14 protein-coding genes and 1 tRNA gene are annotated in these 19483 nt (G+C 61.3%); all 15 read right to left on the bottom strand.

Annotated features, from left to right (window positions below; translation table 11 throughout):
* Positions 1-1191, bottom strand: a complete 1191-nt coding sequence (gene tuf, locus BFF94_RS36710) for an elongation factor Tu (RefSeq protein ID WP_175045554.1) — start codon at positions 1189-1191, stop codon at positions 1-3.
* Positions 1192-1230: 39 nt separating this feature from the next.
* Positions 1231-3333 carry an elongation factor G gene (gene fusA, locus BFF94_RS36705; RefSeq protein WP_128841621.1) on the bottom strand — a complete coding sequence of 701 codons (2103 nt, stop codon included), beginning with the start codon at positions 3331-3333 and terminating at the stop codon, positions 1231-1233.
* A gap of 123 nt (positions 3334-3456) precedes the next feature.
* On the bottom strand, positions 3457-3927 hold the full coding sequence (gene rpsG / locus BFF94_RS36700; protein ID WP_006477195.1) for a 30S ribosomal protein S7: 471 nt from the start codon (positions 3925-3927) through the stop codon (positions 3457-3459).
* A gap of 172 nt (positions 3928-4099) precedes the next feature.
* A complete protein-coding gene (gene rpsL / locus BFF94_RS36695; protein ID WP_006400662.1) occupies positions 4100-4480 on the bottom strand; it encodes a 30S ribosomal protein S12 in 381 nt (126 codons plus the stop codon).
* Positions 4481-4706: 226 nt separating this feature from the next.
* Positions 4707-6554, bottom strand: coding sequence for a DNA helicase RecQ (gene recQ, locus BFF94_RS36690; RefSeq protein ID WP_128841622.1), 1848 nt, complete (start codon positions 6552-6554; stop codon positions 4707-4709).
* A 312-nt stretch (positions 6555-6866) separates the two neighbouring features.
* Positions 6867-11108, bottom strand: a complete 4242-nt coding sequence (rpoC, locus tag BFF94_RS36685) for a DNA-directed RNA polymerase subunit beta' (protein WP_128841623.1) — start codon at positions 11106-11108, stop codon at positions 6867-6869.
* Positions 11109-11129: 21 nt separating this feature from the next.
* Positions 11130-15236: a DNA-directed RNA polymerase subunit beta gene (gene rpoB / locus BFF94_RS36680; RefSeq protein WP_128841624.1), complete on the bottom strand. Its 4107-nt coding sequence runs from the start codon at positions 15234-15236 to the stop codon at positions 11130-11132.
* 378 nt (positions 15237-15614) lie between these two features.
* Positions 15615-15989: a 50S ribosomal protein L7/L12 gene (gene rplL, locus BFF94_RS36675; RefSeq protein WP_011350669.1), complete on the bottom strand. Its 375-nt coding sequence runs from the start codon at positions 15987-15989 to the stop codon at positions 15615-15617.
* Positions 15990-16052: 63 nt separating this feature from the next.
* Positions 16053-16550, bottom strand: a complete 498-nt coding sequence (gene rplJ / locus BFF94_RS36670) for a 50S ribosomal protein L10 (protein ID WP_128841625.1) — start codon at positions 16548-16550, stop codon at positions 16053-16055.
* 295 nt (positions 16551-16845) lie between these two features.
* Entirely contained in the window at positions 16846-17544 is a 699-nt protein-coding gene (rplA, locus tag BFF94_RS36665) for a 50S ribosomal protein L1 (protein WP_006482906.1), read from the bottom strand.
* The gene (rplK, locus tag BFF94_RS36660) at positions 17545-17976 is read right to left on the bottom strand and encodes a 50S ribosomal protein L11 (RefSeq protein ID WP_006753591.1); all 432 of its coding nucleotides are present in this window, start codon (positions 17974-17976) and stop codon (positions 17545-17547) included.
* Between the two features lie 140 nt (positions 17977-18116).
* Positions 18117-18674 (bottom strand): transcription termination/antitermination protein NusG, encoded by a 558-nt coding sequence (nusG, locus tag BFF94_RS36655; protein WP_006400672.1) that lies wholly within the window; start codon positions 18672-18674, stop codon positions 18117-18119.
* Between the two features lies 1 nt (position 18675).
* On the bottom strand, positions 18676-19056 hold the full coding sequence (secE, locus tag BFF94_RS36650) for a preprotein translocase subunit SecE (protein ID WP_006482892.1): 381 nt from the start codon (positions 19054-19056) through the stop codon (positions 18676-18678).
* Positions 19057-19099: 43 nt separating this feature from the next.
* A tRNA-Trp gene (locus BFF94_RS36645) sits at positions 19100-19175 on the bottom strand.
* 59 nt (positions 19176-19234) lie between these two features.
* Positions 19235-19483: EF-Tu C-terminal domain-related protein (locus BFF94_RS36640; RefSeq protein WP_219140428.1), on the bottom strand; the 249-nt coding region annotated here is incomplete at its 5' end.

Below are 19483 nucleotides of genomic sequence, written 5' to 3'. Positions count from 1 at the left end.
TTACTCGATGACCTTGGCGACGACGCCGGCGCCGACCGTACGGCCGCCTTCGCGAATCGCGAAGCGCAGACCTTCTTCCATCGCGATCGGTGCAATCAGCTTCACCGTGATCGACACGTTGTCGCCCGGCATCACCATTTCCTTGTCCTTCGGCAGCTCGATCGAGCCCGTCACGTCCGTCGTACGGAAGTAGAACTGCGGACGATAGTTGTTGAAGAACGGCGTGTGACGGCCGCCTTCATCCTTGCTCAGCACGTACACTTCAGCCGTGAAGTGCGTGTGCGGCGTGATCGAACCCGGCTTCGCCAGAACCTGGCCACGCTCCACGTCTTCACGCTTCGTGCCGCGCAGCAGGATACCAACGTTGTCGCCCGCTTGACCTTGGTCCAGCAGCTTGCGGAACATTTCAACGCCCGTGCAGGTCGTCTTCACCGTCGGCTTGATACCGACGATTTCGATTTCTTCACCGACCTTCACGATGCCGCGCTCGATACGACCCGTCACCACCGTGCCGCGGCCCGAGATCGAGAACACGTCTTCCACCGGCATCAGGAACGCGCCGTCAACTGCACGCTCCGGCGTCGGGATGTACGTGTCCAGCGCGTCGGCCAGGCTCATGATCGCCACTTCGCCCAGCTCGCCCGTGTCGCCTTCCAGCGCCAGCTTTGCCGAACCCTTCACGATCGGCGTGTCGTCGCCCGGGAAGTCGTACTTCGACAGGAGTTCGCGAACTTCCATCTCGACCAGCTCGAGCAGTTCAGCGTCGTCCACCATGTCGCACTTGTTCAGGAACACGATGATGTACGGAACGCCAACCTGACGCGCCAGCAGGATGTGCTCACGCGTTTGCGGCATCGGGCCGTCTGCTGCCGAGCAAACCAGGATCGCGCCGTCCATCTGTGCCGCGCCCGTGATCATGTTCTTCACATAGTCAGCGTGGCCCGGGCAGTCGACGTGTGCGTAGTGGCGGTTAGCCGTTTCGTACTCGACGTGTGCCGTGTTGATCGTGATGCCGCGCGCCTTTTCTTCCGGTGCCGCGTCGATCTGGTCGTACGCCTTCGCTTCGCCACCAAACTTCTTCGTCAGAACCGTCGTGATCGCTGCCGTCAGCGTCGTCTTGCCGTGGTCAACGTGACCAATCGTACCAACGTTCACGTGCGGCTTCGTCCGCTCGAATTTACCTTTTGCCATGATTCTCTTCTTTCAAAAATAATCGATTGTGATAACGAATTACTTCGTCTTCGCGCTGATGATCGCTTCTGCAACGTTCTTCGGAGCTTCAGCGTAGTGCTTGAACTCCATCGTGTACGTTGCGCGACCCTGCGTCAGCGAACGCAGCGACGTGGAATAGCCGAACATTTCCGACAACGGCACTTCGGCGCGCACGATCTTGCCGCCGCCCACCATGTCGTCCATGCCCTGGATGATGCCGCGACGACCCGACAGGTCACCCATCACGTTACCCATGAAGTCTTCCGGCGTTTCCACTTCCACGGCCATCATCGGCTCGAGCAGAACCGGATCCGCGCGGCGCATCGCTTCCTTGAACGCCATCGAACCGGCCATGCGGAACGCATTTTCGTTCGAGTCGACGTCGTGGTACGAACCAAACGTCAGCGTGACCTTCACGTCGACGACCGGGAAGCCTGCCAGCACGCCGCTCTTCAGCGTTTCCTGGATACCCTTGTCAACCGACGGGATGTATTCGCGCGGGATCACGCCGCCCTTGATCGCGTCGACGAACTCGTAGCCCTTGCCCAGTTCGCTGCGCTCGAGCGTAATGACCGCATGGCCATACTGACCACGGCCACCCGACTGCTTGACGAACTTGCCTTCGACGTCCGCGGCCGACTTGCGAATAGTTTCGCGGTACGCCACCTGCGGCTTGCCGACGGTCGCTTCCACGCCGAATTCACGCTTCATCCGGTCGACCAGAATTTCGAGGTGGAGCTCGCCCATGCCCGAAATGATCGTTTGACCCGATTCTTCGTCGGTCTGCACGCGGAACGACGGATCTTCCTGAGCGAGACGGTTGAGCGCCAGGCCCATCTTTTCCTGGTCAGCCTTCGTCTTCGGCTCGACGGCCTGCGAAATCACCGGCTCCGGGAAAATCATGCGTTCGAGCACGATCGGGTGAGCCGGATCGCACAGCGTGTCGCCCGTGGTCGCTTCCTTCAGGCCGACCGCAGCAGCGATGTCGCCTGCACGGACTTCCTTGATTTCTTCACGCTGGTTCGCGTGCATCTGCAGAATACGGCCGAGACGCTCTTTCTTGTCCTTGGTCGCATTGAGCAGCGTGTCGCCCGAATTGACAACGCCCGAGTAGACGCGGAAGAAGATCAGCTGGCCGACGAACGGGTCGGTCATGATCTTGAACGCGAGTGCCGCGAACTTCTCGTCGTCGGCCGCACGGCGCTCCGTCTTCTCGCCATTTTCGAGTTCACCCGTAACCGGCGGAATGTCGACCGGCGACGGCAGGAAATCGATCACGGCGTCGAGCATGCGCTGCACGCCCTTGTTCTTGAACGCGGTACCGCACAGCATCGGCTGAATTTCGCACGCGATCGTACGGTCGCGCAGACCCTTCACGATCTCGGCTTCGGACAGCTCACCCGCTTCCAGGTACTTGTTCATCAGGTCTTCGCTCGACTCGGCAGCCGCCTCGACCATCTTTTCACGCCATTCGTTGCACGTGTCGACGAGTTCCGCCGGGATGTCCACGTAGTCGAACTTGGTACCTTGCGATGCCTCGTCCCAAACGATCGCCTTCATCTTGATCAGGTCGACGACGCCCTTGAAGCCTTCTTCCGCACCGATCGGCACCACGACCGGAACCGGGTTCGCCTTCAGGCGCAGACGGAGCTGGTCGTAGACCTTGAAGAAGTTCGCGCCGGTACGGTCCATCTTGTTGACGAACGCGAGACGCGGCACCTTGTACTTGTTAGCCTGGCGCCACACCGTTTCCGACTGCGGCTGCACGCCGCCCACTGCGCAGTACACCATGCATGCGCCGTCGAGCACGCGCATCGAGCGCTCCACTTCGATCGTGAAGTCGACGTGCCCCGGGGTGTCGATGATGTTGATGCGGTGTTCCGGATAGTTGCCGCCCATGCCCTTCCAGAAGGCCGTGGTAGCAGCGGACGTGATCGTGATGCCACGCTCCTGTTCCTGCTCCATCCAGTCCATCGTGGCTGCGCCGTCATGGACTTCACCGATCTTGTGGTTCACACCGGTGTAAAACAGAATGCGCTCGGTCGTCGTCGTCTTGCCGGCGTCGATGTGAGCGCTAATACCGATATTGCGGTAGCGCTCGATAGGAGTCTTGCGAGCCACTTTGATCCTCTACTGGGATGACACGATGCAGCTCAGCTGCATCATGCTTCAACACAAACGGGCGAGGCGCCTGAAAAGCGCACCCGCCCGGAATTTATTTCCGCTAACAGCCCAGCCAGGCGCTTAGAAACGGAAATGCGAGAACGCGCGGTTGGCTTCTGCCATGCGGTGAACTTCGTCGCGCTTCTTCATCGCGCCGCCACGGCCTTCGGCCGCTTCGGAGAGTTCACCTGCCAGGCGCAGAGCCATCGACTTCTCGCTGCGCTTCTTCGCGGCCTCACGCAGCCAGCGCATCGCCAATGCCATACGACGCGACGGGCGCACTTCGACCGGAACTTGATAGTTGGCACCACCAACGCGACGGCTCTTCACTTCGACCACCGGCTTCACGTTGTTGAGCGCAACCGTGAACACTTCCAGCGGGTCCTTGCCACCCTTGGTCTGGATCTGTTCGAATGCGCCGTAAACGATGCGTTCTGCGACCGACTTCTTGCCGGACAGCATCAGCATGTTCATGAACTTGGCAACATCAACGTTGCCGAACTTCGGATCCGGCAACACTTCCCGCTTGGGGACTTCGCGACGACGCGGCATGATTCTTCCTTTACTAGTTCAGTTGGAGCTGTATCCAGCTCCGCGGCCACCAACAAACCCGATCACATCTTCACGACTAACCAGCTTGGCCGGGTGACCACTTACTCGACAGCACCGGCAATCCGGCACTCCCGCCTTGACCGCCCAGAGGCGATCCCTGATCAAAAACTGCTTACTTGGCAGCCTTTGCACGCTTCGCGCCGTACTTCGAGCGCGCTTGCTTACGGTCCTTGACGCCCTGGGTATCCAGCGAGCCGCGAACCATGTGGTAACGCACACCCGGCAAGTCCTTCACACGACCGCCGCGGATCAGCACAACCGAGTGTTCCTGCAGGTTGTGGCCTTCACCGCCGATGTACGAAATCACTTCGAAGCCGTTCGTCAAACGAACCTTGGCAACCTTACGGAGTGCCGAGTTCGGCTTCTTCGGCGTCGTCGTGTACACACGGGTGCACACGCCGCGACGCTGGGGACAGTCCTGCAGGGCCGGGCTCTTGCTCTTCGTCGTTTCCGACTGACGGCCTTTGCGAACCAGTTGGTTGATGGTTGGCATTGTTTATTCCTGAAATTGAACAAAATCTGCGCATCGATTTCGGGCAAAGCGAGAATCGACGCACAGTTGACTTCCGAACCGTGAAACGGACGCGAACCTTCGAACGCGACTCGGCCCACCGAATACCGGAACCCAACATCATATTCCGGAAATGCCAACCAAGTCAACGGCTTGCGTGATTCGCCGGCCGGCCGCACGGCTCACCGGAAGGGTCAGAACACCTGTGTCAGGCCGACTCGACGACATCGATGATCTCGTCGCCGAAGCGTTCGAGCTTGCGCACGCCCATTCCGGGGATATGGCGCAGGTCGTCGATCGTCTCCGGCCCGTTGCGTGCGATCTCGGCTAGCGTCGCGTCGTGGAAGATCACATAGGCCGGCACGCCGTCCGTCTTCGCGGTTTCCGCGCGCCATGCGCGCAGCGCATCCCACCGCGCGCGCTCACGCGTGCCCATGCCGGCAGTCGGATCGACGCGCGTGCCGCTGCGACTCGACGACTGGCGCGTGCGCTGCGGCTTCACGTAGCGGCGCAGCGTGACCTTCTCCTCGTTCTTCAGCACGGGCTTCGCGGCCTCGGTGAGCACGAGCGCGCCGAAGCCGCCGTGATCGACGGCCAGGTAGCCGTACGCGACGAGCTGCCGGAAAATCGCACGCCACTCGGGTTCCGACAGCGACGCACCGATCCCGAACGTCGTGAGCTGGTCGTGACTGCGCTGCAACACCTTCTCGGTGCGGCCGCCGCGCAGGATCTCGATCAGATGGCTCGCGCCGAAATTGAAGCCGCTCGCGCGCTGCGCGCGGAACACGCACGACAGCGCCATCTGCGCCTCGCGCGTTGCATCCCACGAATCGGGCGGCTCGAGGCACGTGTCGCAGTTGCCGCACGGCTGGCTCGCCTCGCCGAAGTAGTTCAGCAGCCGCACGCGGCGGCACGAGATCGTCTCGCACAGCCCGAGCAGCGCGTCGAGCTTCGACGTCTGGACACGCTTGTGCGCGTCGTCCGCATCGGACTCCTCGATCATCTTGCGCTGCTGAACGACGTCGCCGAGGCCGTACGCCATCCACGCATTCGCGGGCATTCCGTCACGGCCGGCGCGCCCCGTTTCCTGGTAGTAGCCTTCGACGCTCTTCGGCAGATCCAGGTGCGCGACGAAACGCACGTCGGGTTTGTCGATGCCCATGCCGAACGCGATCGTCGCGCACATCACGATGCCTTCCTCGCGCTGGAACATTTCCTGGTGCTTCTGCCGCACCCCGAACTCCATCCCCGCGTGATACGGCAGCGCACGCACGCCCTGCGCCTTCAGCCACTCGGCCGTTTCCTCGACCTTGCGGCGCGACAGGCAATAGACGACGCCCGCATCCGTCGTGCCGTCGGCATTCGTGTGTTCGGCGCGGATGAAGTCGAGCAGCTGCGAGCGCGCGTTGTCCTTTTCGACGATCCGGTAGCGGATGTTCGGGCGGTCGAAGCTCGACACGAACACGCGTGCGTCGTCGAGCGCGAGACGATGGATGATCTCGTCACGCGTGATCGCATCGGCCGTGGCGGTCAGCGCGATGCGTGGCACCGACGGGAACCGCTCATGCAGCACCGACAGCTGGATGTATTCCGGGCGGAAATCGTGCCCCCATTGCGACACGCAGTGCGCTTCGTCGATCGCGAACAGGCCGATCTTCGCGCGCTCCAGCAGGTCGAGGAAGCGCCCCGTCATCAGCCGTTCAGGCGCGACGTACAGCAGGTCGATTTCGCCTTCGCGCAGCGCGCGCTCGGTCGCTGCGGCTTCGGCGCCCGACAGCGTCGAATTCAGGTACGCCGCACGCACGCCGACTTCGCGCAGCGCGGCGACCTGGTCCTGCATCAGCGCGATCAGCGGCGACACGACGATGCCGGCGCCCTGCCCGGTTTCGCGGCGCAGCAGCGCCGGAATCTGGTAGCACAGCGACTTGCCGCCGCCGGTCGGCATCAGCACGAGACAATCGCCGCCGCCGGCGACGTGTTCGACGATCTCGCCCTGCTGGCCGCGAAATGCGGAATAACCAAAGACTTCGTCGAGTATTTCGAGGGCGCGGGACATGAATGAGCACAAGGACGGCCGAATGATGACCGCAATTTTAACAACCCGCTCGCGCGACGCGCGGCGAATCGTGCAATGTTGGCCGATCGGCCAGGGTTCGTTCGCGCGCATGACGGGCCTGCCACGGCCGCGCCGCAAGCGATCGCGCTGCATGCCGCCTCGCCTGCAGCCATGTGACGCATCGCTCGCAAGCAGCCTGGGCCGGCGCTGCGCAGGCGCGTCATGCGCGTGAACGACGGATGAAAAAAAACCGCCCGGCAGAACCGGGCGGTTTCGGTGACAGCGAGGCGAGGCGGCTTGCGCCGCCCGCGCTTACTCGGCTGCCGGGTGTTGCGGCTCTTCTGCCGGCGCGCTCGGCGTGCCGAAGTCGAACGATTCTTCCGCTGCGATCTGGTCGAAACGCTCGCGATCCGACGATTCCTTCGCCTTGCGTGCCTTGTGGAACGCGAGACCCGTACCGGCCGGAATCAGACGGCCGACGATCACGTTTTCCTTCAGGCCACGCAGATCGTCGCGCTTGCCCATGATCGCCGCTTCGGTCAGCACGCGGGTCGTTTCCTGGAACGATGCCGCGGAGATGAACGAGTCGGTCGACAGCGATGCCTTCGTGATACCGAGCAGCACGTTGTCGTACGAAGCCGGACGCTTGTCCTCGGCGATCATGCGATCGTTCTCGTCCAGCATGTCGGAACGCTCGACCTGTTCGCCCGGGATGAAGCGCGTATCGCCGTTGTCGGTGATCTGCACACGACGCAGCATCTGGCGAACGATCACCTCGATGTGCTTGTCGTTGATCTTCACGCCCTGCAGACGATACACGTCCTGCACTTCGTCGACGATGTAGCGCGACAGCGCCTCGATACCCTGCAGACGCAGGATGTCGTGCGGATCGGCCGGACCGTCCACGATCATCTCGCCCTTGTTGACGACCTGAGCATCGTGAACCAGAACCTGCTTTTCCTTCGCAATCAGGAACTCGTGCTGGTTGCCCTCGAGATCCGTGATGACGAGACGCTGCTTGCCCTTCGTGTCCTTGCCGAACGACGTCGTACCGGTGACTTCCGCGAGAATGCCGGCATCCTTCGGCGAACGCGCTTCGAACAGTTCCGCCACCCGCGGCAGACCGCCGGTAATGTCACGCGTCTTCTGCGCTTCGGTCGGGATACGTGCGAGCACTTCACCGACCTGCACCTGCTGGCCATCCTTCACTGTGATCAGTGCGCCGACCTGGAAGCCGATCTGCACTGCGTGCTCCGTGCCCGGAATCTTCACTTCGTCGCCGTTCGCGTCGAGCAGCTTCACCTGCGGACGCACGCTCTTCGAAGCCTGCGAACCGCGACGCTTCACGTCGATCACGACCAGCGTCGACAGGCCGGTCACGTCGTCGATCTGCTTCGCGACGGTCACGCCTTCCTCGACGTTCTCGAACTTCACCGTACCACCGTACTCGGTGATGATCGGACGCGTCAGCGGATCCCACGTGGCGAGCTGCGTGCCGGCCTTGATGGTTGCGCCATCGAGCTGCAGCAGCGTCGCGCCGTACGGCACTTTGTGACGCTCGCGCTCGCGACCGAAGTCGTCGGTGATCATCGCTTCGCCCGAACGGGAAATGACGATCTGCTCGCCCTTCGCGTTCGTGACGTAGCGCATCGTGGCCGTGAAGCGCACGATACCGTTGCTCTTCGCTTCGACCGACGAAGCCACTGCCGCACGCGATGCCGCACCACCGATGTGGAACGTACGCATCGTCAGCTGCGTGCCCGGTTCACCGATCGACTGTGCCGCGATCACGCCGACTGCTTCGCCGACGTTCACGAGCGAGCCGCGGCCGAGGTCACGGCCGTAGCAGGCTGCGCACAGGCCGTAACGCGTTTCGCAGGTCAGCGGCGTGCGCACGCGCACTTCGTCGATGCCGAGGCGTTCGATTTCCTCGACCGCCGTTTCGTCGAGCAGCGTGCCCGATTCGTACAGCGTTTCCTGCGTTTCCGGGTTCACGACGTCCGCGACCGCGACGCGGCCGAGGATACGGTCGCGCAGCGCTTCGACGACTTCACCGCCTTCGACCAACGCCTTCATCGCGACGCCGTTCGACGTGCCGCAATCGTCTTCCACCACGACCAGATCCTGCGTGACGTCGACGAGACGACGCGTCAGGTAACCCGAGTTCGCGGTCTTCAGTGCCGTATCAGCCAGACCCTTACGTGCACCGTGGGTCGAGATGAAGTACTGCAACACGTTCAGACCTTCGCGGAAGTTCGCGGTAATCGGCGTCTCGATAATCGAGCCGTCCGGCTTCGCCATCAGGCCACGCATACCGGCCAGCTGACGAATCTGCACCGCCGAACCCCGGGCGCCCGAGTCGGCCATCATGTAGATCGAGTTGAACGACTCCTGGCGCGTCTCGTTGCCGTCGCGGTCCGTCACCGGCTCCGTCGACAGCTGCTCCATCATCGCCTTGCCGACCGCTTCCGACGTCGCCGACCAGATGTCGACCACGTTGTTGTAGCGCTCCTGCGCGGTGACGAGACCCGACATGTACTGGCGGTCGTACTCCTTCACCTTCTTCGCGGCGTCGCCGACGATCGTTTCCTTCTGCGGCGGCACGAGCATGTCGTCCACGCAGATCGAAATGCCGGCGCGCGTCGCGAGACGGAAACCGGACTGCATCAGCTGGTCAGCGAACACCACCGTCGCGCGCAGACCGCACTTGCGGAACGCCGTGTTGATCAGGCGCGAGATTTCCTTCTTCTTCAGCGGCTTGTTCAGCACCGAGAACGGCAGGCCGTGCGGCAGGATCTCCGACAGGATCGCGCGGCCGACGGTCGTCGCGTACAGCGAGATCTTCGGCACGAATTCCGGCGCGCCTTCCGACGTGTCTTCGTTGCGGACCATTTCGGTGATCCGCACGTTGACGCGCGATGCGAGTTCGACTTCCTTGTTCTCGTACGCGCGGATCGCCTCCGACACGCCGGTGAACGAAAGACCTTCGCCCTTGGCGTTGACTGCTTCGCGGGTCGCGTAGTACAGGCCCAGCACGATATCCTGCGACGGCACGATCGACGGATCGCCGTTGGCCGGGAACAGCACGTTGTTCGACGCAAGCATCAGCGTGCGCGCTTCCATCTGCGCTTCGAGCGACAGCGGCACGTGAACGGCCATCTGGTCACCGTCGAAGTCGGCGTTGAACGCCGCGCAGACGAGCGGGTGCAGCTGGATCGCCTTGCCTTCGATCAGCACGGGCTCGAACGCCTGGATACCGAGACGGTGCAGCGTAGGCGCACGGTTCAGCATCACCGGGTGCTCGCGGATCACCTCTTCGAGGATGTCCCACACCACCGGCGTCTGGTTCTCGACTTCCTTCTTCGCAGCCTTGATGGTCGTCGCGACGCCCATCACTTCCAGCTTGTTGAAGATGAACGGCTTGAACAGCTCGAGCGCCATCAGCTTCGGCAGACCGCACTGGTGCAGCTTCAGCGTCGGGCCGACCACGATGACCGAACGGCCCGAGTAGTCGACGCGCTTGCCCAGCAGGTTCTGACGGAAACGACCGCCCTTGCCCTTGATCATGTCGGCGAGCGACTTCAGCGGACGCTTGTTCGCGCCCGTCATCGCCTTGCCGCGACGACCGTTGTCGAGCAGCGAGTCGACGGCTTCCTGCAGCATCCGCTTTTCGTTGCGGACGATGATTTCAGGTGCCTTCAGCTCGAGCAGACGCTTCAACCGGTTGTTACGGTTGATCACGCGGCGGTACAGGTCGTTCAGGTCCGACGTCGCGAAACGGCCACCGTCCAGCGGCACGAGCGGACGCAGTTCCGGCGGCAGCACCGGCAGCACTTCGAGAATCATCCACTCGGGCTTGATGCCCGAGCGCTGGAATGCCTCGAGGACCTTCAGGCGCTTCGCGTACTTCTTGATCTTCGCTTCCGAGCCGGTGTTCTTCAGCTCGGTGCGCAGCGTCTCGACCTGCTCGTCGATGTTGATCGCGCGCAGCAGTTCACGCACGCCTTCCGCGCCCATTTCGGCACGGAATTCGTCGCCGTATTCCTCGACCTTGTTGTAGTAATCCTCTTCGGTCATGATCTGCCGCGCCTTCAGCGGCGTCATGCCCGGTTCGATCACCACGTAGGCTTCGAAGTACAGCACGCGTTCGATGTCGCGCAGCGTCATGTCGAGCACCATGCCCAGACGCGACGGCAGCGACTTCAGGAACCAGATGTGCGCGACCGGCGAGGCCAGTTCGATGTGGCCCATCCGCTCGCGACGCACCTTCGCCAGCGTCACTTCGACGCCGCACTTCTCGCAGATCACGCCGCGGTGCTTCAGACGCTTGTACTTGCCGCACAGGCACTCGTAGTCCTTGATCGGCCCGAAGATCTTCGCGCAAAAGAGACCATCGCGTTCCGGCTTGAACGTACGGTAGTTGATGGTCTCCGGCTTCTTCACTTCGCCGAACGACCACGAACGGATCTTGTCCGGCGAAGCCAGACCGATCTTGATCGCGTCGAAAACTTCTTCTTGTTGGACTTGCTTGAATAGATCGAGCAGAGCTTTCATTGCTTTCTCTCCGTAGTCCGATTAATTGCGGTCGAGATCGATATCGATACCGAGCGAGCGGATTTCCTTCACGAGCACGTTGAAGGATTCCGGCATGCCTGCATCGATCACGTGATCGCCCTTGACCAGGTTCTCATAGACCTTGGTCCGGCCGTTCACGTCGTCCGACTTCACCGTCAGCATTTCCTGCAGCACGTAGGACGCGCCGTAGGCTTCGAGTGCCCACACTTCCATTTCACCGAAACGCTGGCCGCCGAACTGCGCCTTGCCGCCCAGCGGCTGCTGCGTGACGAGCGAGTACGGGCCCGTCGAACGTGCGTGCATCTTGTCGTCGACCAAATGGTGCAGCTTCAGGTAGTGCATGTAGCCAAGCGTCACGCGACGTTCGAACATTTCACCCGTGCGGCCGTCGTACAGACGGACCTGGTTCTTCGACGGGTTCATGCCGAGCTGTTCCGCGATGTCGTCCGGGAACGCGAGGTTGAGCATCTTGCCCATTTCTTCCTCGGTCGCACCGTCGAACACCGGCGTTGCGAACGGCACGCCTTCGCGCAGGTTCTTCGCGAGTTCGAGGATCTCGTCGTCGGTGAAGCTTTCCAGATCTTCCTGGCGGCCCGAGTCGTTGTAGATCTTCGTCAGGAACACGCGCAGTTCCTCGATCTTCGTCTGACGCTGCAGCATTTCGCCGATACGCCAGCCGAGGCCCTTCGCGGCCCAGCCGAGGTGCACTTCCAGAACCTGGCCCACGTTCATCCGCGACGGCACGCCGAGCGGGTTCAGCACGACGTCTGCCGGACGGCCGTCGGCCATGTACGGCATGTCTTCGATCGGAACGATCTTCGACACGACACCCTTGTTACCGTGACGGCCTGCCATCTTGTCGCCAGGCTGCAGACGGCGCTTCACCGCGAGGTACACCTTGACCATCTTCAACACGCCCGGCGGCAGTTCGTCGCCTTGCGTGAGCTTCTTGCGCTTCTCTTCGAACGCGAGGTCGAACTGGTGACGCTTTTCTTCGATCGAGTTCTTGATCGCTTCGAGCTGCGCCGCCGCTTCGTCGTCCGCGAGGCGGATGTCGAACCAGTGGTAGTGGTCGAGGTCTTCCAGGTAAGCCTGGTCGATCTTCGTGCCCTTCGCGAGCTTCTTCGGGCCGCCGTTCGCGACCTTGCCCACGAGCATGCGCGCGAGACGCTGGAACGCGTCGCCTTCCACGATGCGCAGCTGGTCGTTCAGGTCGAGACGGTAGCGCTTCAGTTCGTCGTCGATGATCTGTTGCGCACGCTTGTCGCGCTGGATGCCTTCACGCGTGAACACCTGCACGTCGATCACGGTGCCGCTCATGCCCGACGGCACGCGCAGCGACGTGTCCTTCACGTCCGATGCCTTCTCACCGAAGATCGCGCGCAGCAGCTTCTCTTCCGGCGTCAGCTGGGTCTCGCCCTTCGGCGTGACCTTGCCGACCATCACGTCGCCCGCTTCGACTTCCGCACCGATGTACACGATGCCCGATTCGTCGAGACGGCCGAGCTGGACTTCAGCCAGGTTCGAGATGTCGCGCGTGATTTCTTCCGGTCCGAGCTTCGTGTCGCGTGCAACGACGTTCAGCTCTTCGATGTGGATCGACGTGTAGCGATCGTCAGCCACGACCTTCTCCGAGATCAGGATCGAATCCTCGAAGTTGTAGCCGTTCCACGGCATGAACGCGATCAGCATGTTCTGACCGAGCGCGAGCTCGCCCAGGTCCGTCGAGGCGCCGTCGGCCAGCACGTCGCCGCGCGAGACCTTGTCGCCCATCTTCACGATCGGACGCTGGTTGATGTTCGTGTTCTGGTTCGAACGCGTGTACTTGATCAGGTTGTAGATGTCGACACCGACTTCACCCGCGACCGCTTCGTCGTCGTTCACGCGAATCACGATACGGCCTGCGTCGACATAGTCGACGACGCCGCCTCGGAATGCCTGGACCGTCGTGCCCGAGTCGACCGCGCAGGTACGCTCGATGCCCGTACCGACGACCGGCTTTTCCGGACGCAGACACGGCACGGCCTGACGCTGCATGTTCGAACCCATCAGTGCACGGTTCGCATCGTCGTGCTCGAGGAACGGGATCAGCGAGGCTGCAACCGACACGATCTGCGACGGCGCGACGTCCATGTACTGGATACGATCCGGCGTGACCATCATCGTTTCGCCGGCTTCACGCGACGACACGAGTTCGTCGATCAGCTGGCCATTCTCGTCGATCGCGGCGTTCGCCTGCGCGATCATGTAGCGACCTTCCTCGATCGCCGACAGGTAATCGATCTGGTCGGTCACCTTGCTGTCCACGACCTTGCGGTACGGCGTCTCGAGGAAGCCGTACTCGTTCAGGTGCGCATACAGTGCGAGCGAGTTGATCAGGCCGATGTTCGGACCTTCCGGCGTTTCGATCGGGCACACGCGGCCATAGTGGGTCGGGTGCACGTCGCGGACTTCGAAGCCTGCACGCTCGCGCGTCAGACCGCCCGGGCCCAGTGCGGAAACACGGCGCTTGTGCGTGATTTCCGACAGCGGGTTGGTCTGGTCCATGAACTGCGACAGCTGCGACGAACCGAAGAACTCGCGGATCGCCGATGAAATCGGCTTCGAGTTGATCAGGTCGTGCGGCATCAGGTTTTCGCTTTCGGCCTGGCCGAGGCGTTCCTTGACCGCGCGTTCGACACGCACGAGACCTGCGCGGAACTGGTTCTCCGCCAGTTCGCCGACGCAACGCACACGACGGTTGCCGAGGTGGTCGATGTCGTCCACTTCGCCCTTGCCGTTGCGCAACTCGACGAGGATCTTGATCGTCGCGAGGATGTCGTCGTCCTGCAGCGTCATCGGGCCGGTGATCTCGTCACGGCTGACGCGGCGGTTGAACTTCATACGGCCGACCTTCGACAGGTCGTACGCTTCTTCGCTGTAGAACAGGCGGTTGAACAGTGCCTCGACCGCTTCTTCGGTCGGCGGCTCGCCCGGGCGCATCATGCGGTAGATCGCGATGCGCGCAGCCGTCTTGTCGGTCGTTTCGTCGACACGCAGCGTCGACGAGATGTACGGACCCTGGTCCAGATCGTTCGTGTAGAGCGTCTGGATGTCCTTGATGCCCGCTTCGCGCAGCTTCTCGAGCACGCTTTCCGTGACTTCGTCGTTCGCGCTCGCGATCACTTCGCCGGTATCGCCGTCGACGACGTTCTTCGCCAGCACGCGGCCGAGCAGATAGTCTTCCGGCACCGAAATGAACTTGGTCTTCGCGGCTTCGAGGTCGCGAATGTGCTTCGCGTTGATCCGCTTGTCCTTCTGGACAATGACCTTGCCGTCGCGATCCGTGATGTCGAAACGCGCGACTTCACCACGCAGGCGCTCGGGCACGAACTCGAGTTGCGCGCCTTCGTCCATCAGCGTGAAGTTGTCGAACACGAAGAAGTTCGCGAGGATCTGTTCCGGCGTGAGGCCGATGGCCTTCAGCAGGATCGTGACCGGCATCTTGCGGCGACGGTCGACACGGAAGTACAGGATGTCCTTCGGGTCGAATTCGAAGTCGAGCCACGAGCCGCGGTACGGAATGATCCGTGCCGAGAACAGCAGCTTGCCCGAGCTGTGCGTCTTGCCCTTGTCGTGTTCGAAGAACACGCCCGGCGAACGGTGCAGCTGCGAGACGATGACACGCTCGGTGCCGTTGATGACGAACGAGCCCGTCGGCGTCATGAGCGGCATTTCGCCCATGTACACTTCCTGCTCTTTCACTTCCTTGACGACCGGCTTGTTCGGCGATTCCTTGTCGAGGATGACAAGGCGGACCTTCGCGCGCAGCGCGGAGCAGTACGTCAGGCCGCGCTGCTGGCATTCCTTGATGTTGAATGCCGGCGCGGACAGCGCATAGCTCACGAACTCGAGGCGCGCGAAGCCGTTGTGCGAAACAATGGGAAATACCGACGTGAACGCGGCCTGCAAACCTTCAGGCTTGCGTTGCGTCGCGAGCACATCGGCTTGCAGAAACGTGCTGAATGATTCAAGCTGGGTAGCCAGCAAGAAAGGAACTTGGTGAACGATGGGGCGCTTCGCGAAACTCTTGCGAATGCGCTTCTTCTCGGTGAAGGAATATTGCATACGATCTCCGAATCACGGCGGGTGCTATCGAGGCGGAATACCTGGACGTTTCAAACCCGAGTGTTCACCGACTGAGACCCGATGGCCGTCCAACGGCTTGAACGAGCCGAGAAGCTTGGTGGTTGGCCGCTACCAACCGCTGGCTGACGGCAGCGGATGCCTGTGTTGCCCGCTACCCGACCAAACTTGCCTTCTGCAGTCGCTTCAGAAGACAAAGAAAATCGCCAAATCGTGACCAATGACAACGATCAGGCGGTTTTCTTTGGCTTCTGGGGCCGATTATTCGGGCTCCCGAATGAGTGCCAGAATAACGTCCCCACAAAGCACAAAAAGGCCGGCGGTGAAAATACCGCCAGCCTTCGCACAGCGCGCCGAAACTTACTTGATCTCAGCCTTCGCGCCTGCGTCTTCCAGCTTCTTCTTGGCTTCGTCAGCAGCAGCCTTCGGCACCGCTTCCTTGACAGGCTTCGGTGCGCCGTCAACCAGATCCTTCGCTTCCTTCAGGCCCAGGCCCGTCAGTTCGCGAACTGCCTTGATGACTGCAACCTTGTTGCCGCCTGCTTCGAGCAGCATGACCGTGAATTCGGTCTGCTCTTCAGCAGCAGCAGCAGCGCCGCCGCCTGCCGGGCCAGCGACTGCCACTGCAGCTGCCGACACGCCAAACTTCTCTTCGAACGCCTTGACCAGTTCGTTCAGTTCCAGAACGGTCATCCCTTCGACCGCTGCCAGGATGTCTTCTTTTGCGATTGCCATTTGAAATACTCCTAAATTGAATTCGGATACAGCCAGCGATCAATGACGCTGATGCACGCTCGGTTACGCAGCTTCCGCTTGCTTCTTCTCGGCCAGCGCGGCCAGGGCACGCGCGAAGCTCGAAACAGGCGATTGCATAACGAACAGCAGCTTCGAGAGCAGTTCTTCGCGGCTCGGGATGCTTGCCAGCGCTTGCACGCCAGCCTTGTCCATCACCTTGCCATCGAACGAACCAGCCTTGATGACCAACTTGTCATTGCTCTTGCTGAAGTCGTTGACGACCTTAGCAGCAGCAATTGCATCTTCCGAGATGCCGTAGATCAGCGGACCAGTCATCTGCTCTGCCAGCGGAGCAAACGGCGTACCTTCAACAGCGCGACGCGCCAGCGTGTTCTTCAACACGCGCAGGTAAACCTGTTGCTCACGCGCTTTCGCGCGCAGCTTGGTCAGATCGCCAACCGCAATTCCACGATACTCAGCCAGCACAACGGTCTGGGCCTTCGCGACTTGCGCGGAAACCTCAGCGACGACGGCTTGCTTGTCTTCTCTATTAAGCGGCACGGTTAGCCTCCAGAAACGATACGTTCGGCACGAAACCTCACGTACCTCGATCAACAACGGCGTCCGACCTCGTTAGGAGTATTTCCACCACACGCCGCGAATCGCTTCGCGGCCTGCAGCTTCACCACTGCAAAACTTTTTCGGGTTCGCCATCTGCGTTGGCTTGAATTAAGGGATCACCTGACTGCTGCGCCCCACCAACGGTCTTTGATAACCGGTTGCCCGCCTTGCTGCACGAACAACCGCCCAAAGCCCATGAAGGCCGCTTCGCGAGCGAAGCGGCCCAAATACTTGCTTACTGTGCTGCCAGCGTAGCCTGGTCGACACGCACGCCGACGCCCATCGTGCTCGACAGTGCGATCTTGCGCAGGTAGACGCCCTTGCTCGTTGCCGGCTTCGCCTTCTGCAGCGCTTCGATCAGCGCCGACAGGTTGGAGCGCAGCGCGGTCGGCTCGAACGATGCACGGCCGATCGTCGCGTGGATGATACCGGCCTTGTCGACACGGAATTGCACCTGACCAGCCTTCGCGTTCTTGACGGCGGTTGCGACGTCCGGCGTAACCGTACCGACCTTCGGGTTCGGCATCAGGCCGCGCGGGCCGAGGATCTGGCCGAGCGTACCGACGATACGCATCGTGTCCGGCGAAGCGATCACGATGTCGAAGTCCATCTGGCCAGCCTTGATCTGCTCAGCCAGGTCTTCCATACCGACGATTTCCGCGCCTGCTGCACGAGCCTGCTCGGCCTTCTCGCCTTGCGCGAACACAGCAACGCGAACCGACTTGCCCGTACCTGCCGGCAGGACGACCGAACCACGAACGACCTGGTCCGACTTCTTCGCATCGATGCCGAGCTGGACTGCGACGTCGATCGACTCGTCGAACTTCGCGCTCGCGCATTCCTTCACGAGGCTCAGTGCGTCTTCGATCGCGTACAGCTTCTGGCGATCAACCTTGGCGGCAAATGCCTGACGGCGCTTGGAGATCTTAGCCATTTACACGCCCTCCACAGTGATGCCCATCGAGCGTGCGCTACCAGCGATGGTGCGAACGGCTGCGTCCAGATCAGCTGCCGTAAGATCCGGCATCTTGGTCTTCGCGATTTCTTCAGCTTGAGCGCGCGTGATCGAACCGACCTTGTCGGTATGCGGCTTGCTCGAGCCCTTGTCCACCTTCGCCGCCTTCTTGATCAGGACGGTCGCCGGCGGCGTCTTCATCACGAACGTGAAGCTCTTGTCAGCGAATGCCGTGATGACCACCGGCACCGGCAGACCCGGCTCCATACCTTGAGTCTGCGCGTTGAACGCCTTGCAGAACTCCATGATGTTCAGGCCGCGCTGGCCCAGTGCCGGACCGACCGGCGGCGACGGGTTGGCTTTACCTGCAGGAATCTGCAGCTTGATAAAGCCGACAATCTTCTTTGCCATTTGAAAACCTCGTTGGAACGCCAAGCAGCGTTCGGTGAGTGATAACGCGCTTTCGCCGCTGGCTACTGACGCTCCTCAACAGCCATGACGCGGGCCGTAAGCGCGAAGGTGGGCAGCCGAGGCTGCCCACCGAATCGGGATCAAACTTTTTCGACCTGACCGAACTCGAGTTCGACCGGTGTTGAGCGGCCAAAAATGGTGACCGACACACGCACGCGCGATTTTTCGTAGTTGACTTCTTCGACGGTGCCGTTGAAGTCCGTGAAGGGACCTTCCTTGACACGCACCATTTCGCCGACTTCGAACAGGGTCTTCGGGCGCGGCTTTTCGACGCCTTCCTGCATCTGCGACATGATCTTCTCGACTTCCTTCGGGGAAATCGGGGTCGGGCGATTACGTGCACCGCCGACGAAACCGGTGACCTTCGCGGTGTTCTTCACGAGGTGCCACGTTTCGTCCGTCATTTCCATTTCCACCAGCACGTAGCCGGGAAAGAAACGACGCTCGGTCACAGCCTTGTGGCCGCCTTTGACTTCGACCACTTCTTCGGTCGGGACCAGGATCTGACCGAATTTGTCCTGCATGCCAGCACGTTCGATGCGCTCCTGAAGCGCACGTTGCACGCTCTTCTCCATACCGGAGTAGGCGTGCACGACGTACCAACGTTTTCCGCTCGGGGATGCCGGAGTATCGCTCATATCATTTCCAACCCAGAATCGCCGAGAAAATCACCCATTCGATCGATTTATCACTCAACCAGAGGAAAATCGCCATCACGAGCACGAAACCGAACACGACGAGTGTGGTTTGCGTTGCCTCCTTGCGGGTGGGCCAAACGACCTTCCGGACTTCCTTGTACGAATCCTTGGCAAAGGCGATGAGGCTTTTACCAGGTGCGGACATCAGCCCGACGGCCACGCCGGCGATGATACCTACCGCCAACGCGGCACCGCGGACATACCACTGCTGATTGGCCAGCCAGAAGAAGCCCACGAATCCGGCCAAGACCAACAATACGCCCAGGGCCAGCATCAGCTTATCGCCGGAGGTATTTACAGTTTCGACGGATGGATTCGCCATAACACCTTAAAACAAATGCCACGTAGAACACGTGGCTATTTTTTGGCAGGGGCAGAGGGAATCGAACCCCCAACCTTCGGTTTTGGAGACCGACGCTCTGCCAGTTGAGCTATACCCCTAAACCATGTTGAGGCTGGCTACTGCCAGCCCCAAAACTGTCGATCAACGAATAACTGGCTTACTCGATGACCTTGGCGACGACGCCGGCGCCGACCGTACGGCCGCCTTCGCGAATCGCGAAGCGCAGACCTTCTTCCATCGCGATCGGTGCAATCAGCTTCACCGTGATCGACACGTTGTCGCCCGGCATCACCATTTCCTTGTCCTTCGGCAGCTCGATCGAGCCCGTCACGTCCGTCGTACGGAAGTAGAACTGCGGACGATAGTTGTTGAAGAACGGCGTGTGACGGCCGCCTTCATCCTTGCT

This window comes from Burkholderia catarinensis (assembly GCF_001883705.2).
In the GTDB taxonomy this organism is placed as follows: domain Bacteria; phylum Pseudomonadota; class Gammaproteobacteria; order Burkholderiales; family Burkholderiaceae; genus Burkholderia; species Burkholderia catarinensis.
This window is presented reverse-complemented; position numbering and strand designations above follow the sequence as displayed.

Coding starts and splice junctions, on each gene's coding strand:
- tuf (WP_175045554.1), bottom strand. CDS start 1,191: ATGGCAAAAGGTAAATTCGAGCGGACGAAGCCGCACGTGAACGTTGGT.
- rpsG (WP_006477195.1), bottom strand. CDS start 3,927: ATGCCGCGTCGTCGCGAAGTCCCCAAGCGGGAAGTGTTGCCGGATCCG.
- rpsL (WP_006400662.1), bottom strand. CDS start 4,480: ATGCCAACCATCAACCAACTGGTTCGCAAAGGCCGTCAGTCGGAAACG.
- recQ (WP_128841622.1), bottom strand. CDS start 6,554: ATGTCCCGCGCCCTCGAAATACTCGACGAAGTCTTTGGTTATTCCGCA.
- rpoC (WP_128841623.1), bottom strand. CDS start 11,108: ATGAAAGCTCTGCTCGATCTATTCAAGCAAGTCCAACAAGAAGAAGTT.
- rpoB (WP_128841624.1), bottom strand. CDS start 15,236: ATGCAATATTCCTTCACCGAGAAGAAGCGCATTCGCAAGAGTTTCGCG.
- rplL (WP_011350669.1), bottom strand. CDS start 15,989: ATGGCAATCGCAAAAGAAGACATCCTGGCAGCGGTCGAAGGGATGACC.
- rplA (WP_006482906.1), bottom strand. CDS start 17,544: ATGGCTAAGATCTCCAAGCGCCGTCAGGCATTTGCCGCCAAGGTTGAT.
- rplK (WP_006753591.1), bottom strand. CDS start 17,976: ATGGCAAAGAAGATTGTCGGCTTTATCAAGCTGCAGATTCCTGCAGGT.
- nusG (WP_006400672.1), bottom strand. CDS start 18,674: ATGAGCGATACTCCGGCATCCCCGAGCGGAAAACGTTGGTACGTCGTG.
- secE (WP_006482892.1), bottom strand. CDS start 19,056: ATGGCGAATCCATCCGTCGAAACTGTAAATACCTCCGGCGATAAGCTG.